Origin of the sequence: Saccharomonospora saliphila YIM 90502 (genome assembly GCF_000383795.1) — a bacterium.
In the GTDB taxonomy this organism is placed as follows: Bacteria; Actinomycetota; Actinomycetes; order Mycobacteriales; family Pseudonocardiaceae; genus Saccharomonospora; species Saccharomonospora saliphila.
In genome coordinates this window covers 1-2,890 of the sequence record NZ_KB912650.1, presented here as the reverse complement: position 1 = coordinate 2,890, position 2,890 = coordinate 1, and the positions used below count along the sequence as shown (strand labels likewise).

At 74.2% G+C, this 2,890-nt stretch carries 4 protein-coding genes; all 4 read left to right on the top strand.

The features are described 5' to 3' along the window. The coding region (locus SACSA_RS0108610; protein ID WP_019815108.1) for a biotin--[acetyl-CoA-carboxylase] ligase at positions 1-676 on the top strand (676 nt) is incomplete at its 5' end. A gap of 63 nt (positions 677-739) precedes the next feature. Next, positions 740-1,357, top strand: a complete 618-nt coding sequence (locus SACSA_RS0108605; RefSeq protein WP_157596742.1) for a PH domain-containing protein — start codon at positions 740-742, stop codon at positions 1,355-1,357. A gap of 5 nt (positions 1,358-1,362) precedes the next feature. Then, on the top strand, positions 1,363-2,307 hold the full coding sequence (locus SACSA_RS0108600; RefSeq protein ID WP_019815105.1) for a hydroxymethylglutaryl-CoA lyase: 945 nt from the start codon (positions 1,363-1,365) through the stop codon (positions 2,305-2,307). A 164-nt stretch (positions 2,308-2,471) separates the two neighbouring features. Next, positions 2,472-2,890: YbaB/EbfC family nucleoid-associated protein (locus SACSA_RS0108595; protein WP_019815103.1), on the top strand; the 419-nt coding region annotated here is incomplete at its 3' end.

Genomic DNA, 2,890 nt, shown 5'->3' with positions numbered 1-2,890 from the left:
GCTCGCCGAGGAACAGACGGCGGGCGCGGGACGCCGGGGGCGCGGGTGGGTCTCGCCGCCCGGCGGCGGCGTGTACCTCAGCGTGCTGCTGCGGCCGGGTGAGGTCCCCATGGCCGCGCTCGGCTCGCTGGCCGCGGTGGCCGGGCTCGCGCTGACCGACACCACTGCGGACCTGGGGGTGGAGGCGGTGTTGAAGTGGCCCAACGACGTGCTCGCCGGTGCCGACGGTGGCAAGTGCGCCGGGGTCCTCGCCGAAGCGGTCTCCTCCGACGAGCAGGCCGTGGTGCTGGGCATCGGGGTCAACGTCGCGCCGCTGCGGACGGCGGTGCGCCCCGGTCCGGGCGGGCTCGCGCCCACGTCGCTGGCCGAGGAGGGAGCCGTCAGGACCGACCGGACCGAGATCGCGGCGACGCTGTTGACCGCGCTCGACGCGCGGGAGCGGCCGTGGCGGGCGGCGCACGGGGACCTGCGTGCCGCGGGGCTGCTCGACGAGTACCGCGCGCGCTGCTCGACGCTGGGACAGCAGGTCCGCATCGAGGTGCCGGGCGGGCGGGGGCGCTCGGCCGTGGCCGTCGACGTCGATGCCACTGGCGCGCTCGTCGTCGACGAGGGCGGTGGCCGCACACGGACCGTGTTCGCGGCCGACGTCGTGCACCTGCGGCCGGTCTCGGGGTGAGACGCGGCCCTCGGCGGTACGGTGAGCGGCACGGACCCAGTGTGAGTGGCGGGGGTGTTCTCGGTGGCCTATCCCGACGATCTGCTCAGTGACGGCGAGCGGGTGGTGGCGCACAGGCATCCGCACTTCAAGATGTTGATCTTTCCGGTGCTCGCGCTGCTGGTCACGGTCGGCGCTGCGGTCGCGCTCGCGCTGCTCGCGCGGGACGCCGATCCGCCCTGGGACCTGGTCGGGCTCGTCGCGGCCGGTGTGGTGGGCGCGCTGCTGGTGGTGTGGTTGTTCCTCACCCCGTTCGTGCGCTGGCGCACGACCCACTTCATCGTCACCACCGACCGGGTGATCGCCCGCGAGGGAGTGCTCAAGCGGACGGGCATCGACATCCCGATGGCCCGCATCAACAGCGTGCGGTTCGAGCACGGCCTCGTCGACCGGATCTTCGGCTGCGGCACGCTGATCATCGAGTCGGCCTCCGACGAGCCGCTGACCTTCGACGACATCCCGAAAGTCGAGCGCATGCACACGCTGATCTACCGGCAGGTCAACGACAACCCCCACGACGACTTCCAGCGGCACGACGAGCACCCGCGGCCGGAGACCGGGCGGTGGGACGACGGTGGGCGGGACCGCCCCGGCCCGTATCCCGGGCAGCCGGGCGGGCCCGACCCGAGGGCGGGGCGGTGAGGCGCATGGGCGTGCGCGCGCTCGGGTTGCCGGAGCGGCTTCCCACCGCGGCCGGGTTGCCGGAACGGGTCACAATCTGGGAGGTCGGACCGCGCGACGGGCTGCAGAACGAGTCCTCGGTCGTCCCGGTCGAGGTGAAGCTGGAGTTCCTCGACCGGCTCGCGATGTCCGGGCTGACCACCGTGGAGGCCACGAGCTTCGTGCGGCCGGAGTGGGTGCCGCAGCTCGCCGACGCCGAGACGCTGCTGGAGCGGTTGTCTCCGCTCGACGGCGTGCGCTACCCGGTGCTGGTGCCGAACCGGCGCGGGCTGGAGCGGGCGCTGGCCGCCGGGGTGAGCGACATCGCCGTGTTCGCCAGCGCCACGGAGACCTTCGCCCGGCGCAATCTCAACTCGGGTCTCGACGAGCAGTTCGCGATGTTCGAGCCGGTGGTGACCCGCGCGAGGGCCGAAGGGCTTGACGTGCGCGGATACGTGTCGATGTGCTTCGGCGACCCGTGGGAGGGTCCCGTCGATCCGGGCCAGGTGGTGCGGGTCGGCAGGCGGCTGCTCGACCTCGGCTGCACCCAGCTCTCGCTCGGCGACACCGTCGGCGTGGCGACGGCGGGCAGTGTCGAGGCACTGCTGGACGCCTTCACCGCCGACGGCGTCGACGTCGGCGTGCTCGCCGTGCATTTCCACGACACGTACGGCCAGGCGCTGGCCAACACGCTCGCGGCGCTGCGCAGGGGCGTCACCACCGTGGACGCCTCGGCGGGCGGGCTGGGCGGCTGCCCCTACGCCGAGTCGGCGACCGGCAACCTCGCCACCGAGGACCTGGTGTGGATGCTGGAGGGCCTCGGCGTGCGCCACGGCGTCGACCTCGACGCGCTCGTGGACGCCAGCGTGTGGATGGCGGGGCAGCTCGGCAGGCCGAGCCCGTCGCGTGTGGTCCGCGCGCTCGCGGGATAACGCCGACGGGTCAAGGACGTCCCCCGGGCTGCCGATCACTGTGGCGGCGGGGCCCGGCCGGTGGGACCGGCGCGCGGGAGCGGTCACGGAACCGACCGGACCCCGTCCGCGTCCAACACGTGCCGACCACTGTCCGCACAGGCCGTCGACGTCGGGGAGGGGCCGTGACCGAGCACCAGGCGCGGGCGGAGGAGCTGCTCGCCGACTACCGCCGCAGTAGAGAGCGCCTCGCCGAGGCCCAGCGGGAACTCGCGGCCGTGCGGGCCAGCGCCAGCAGCCCGGACGGACTCGTGACCGCCACCGTGGGTGCGCGGGGCGCGTTGACCGGGCTGGAGATCTCAGACCGGGCCTACGAACGGTACCGGCCGTCGGAGCTGGCGACCCAGATCGTGCGGGTCACGGCGGAAGCGACGACGGAGGCGCTCGCCGGCGCGGGGCAGGTGCTGGCCCCCATGCTGGGATCGGGCACCGACCCCACCGCCGTGGTGCTGGGCACCGGCGACCTCACCGCCGCCGAGTTCACCGCCGCCGAATCCGCCACCGGTGAGTCCGCGGCTCACGACGCCACCGCCGCCGACGCCGG

Coding starts and splice junctions, on each gene's coding strand:
- SACSA_RS0108600 (WP_019815105.1), top strand. CDS start 1,363: ATGGGCGTGCGCGCGCTCGGGTTGCCGGAGCGGCTTCCCACCGCGGCC.